1 protein-coding gene and 1 pseudogene are annotated in these 882 nt (G+C 64.2%); both read left to right on the forward strand.

The window, feature by feature from the left end; genetic code table 11:
* On the forward strand, window positions 1-623 hold a 623-nt coding region (locus tag HX846_RS37830; RefSeq protein WP_178967538.1), incomplete at its 5' end, for a CHAD domain-containing protein.
* 101 nt (window positions 624-724) lie between these two features.
* Window positions 725-882: pseudogene (locus HX846_RS37835) on the forward strand (thioesterase family protein); the annotation flags it as partial.

The raw sequence follows: 882 nt of genomic DNA on the forward strand, positions 1-882 counted from the left end.
TGTTGCGGCCATTGCGCGGGTTGCCCGGTGTCGAGCAACTCGAGGCGGCCGCCAGTGCCGTCGGCCAACTGACCACGCCATTTCGCGACCGCGAAGTGCTGGCGGCGTACCTCCACCAACACGGCCATCATGAGGCGGCCGAGCGGCGTATCCGGCAGCAGCCGGCCACCTACCGCTCGGTTGCACAAGGGCCTGAGCTGGCGCAACTGCTGTTGATCCTCGAAGCATTCCCCCGCTTTATCCGCGCCTCCCAACGGCAGAAATTGCTCAAGGGCCTGCGCACGCGCATTGAAAAACGCCTGGCCAAGCAATGGAAGAAGCTCGGCGAAGCGCTGCACGACCCCAACCACGACCGTCATCGCCTGCGCCTGTTGATCAAGCGCGTGCGTTATGCGGCCGAGGCTTATCCCGAGCTGAACAAGCTACCGCCCAAAGCCATATCGCGTCTCAAGGCGGCCCAGGGCGCCCTGGGTGATTGGCACGATTGCTGGCAATGGCTGGCGCAAGCCGGGCACGAGCCCGATTTGCAGGCGTGCGTGCCTGGTTGGCACCGCACCATGGCCGAGGCGGAAGGGCAGGCGGATCGGGTTTTGGATAAGTTGAACGCCGACTGCTTCGCTTGACCCTGCGACCTATCTGTCCGGGATTTTGGCCGGAATAGGCGCTGCATGGTGTAGGCCGGCTGGTTAAGATCCCTCAACTCCTTTTTCAAGTTGAGACCGCCATGCGCTTTAGTGATTTGCTCGACGCTGCCCGCAGCCACCCGTTGGACGTTTCGATCCCGGCCGAATGGGCCCAGGGCCGCGCCAGCTTTGGCGGGCTGGTTGCGGCGTTGGAGTACGAGGCCTTGCGGGCGAAAGTCCCGGCGGATCGCCCGTTGCG

Origin of the sequence: Pseudomonas sp. K5002 (assembly GCF_013386655.1) — a bacterium.
In the GTDB taxonomy this organism is placed as follows: domain Bacteria; phylum Pseudomonadota; class Gammaproteobacteria; order Pseudomonadales; family Pseudomonadaceae; genus Aquipseudomonas.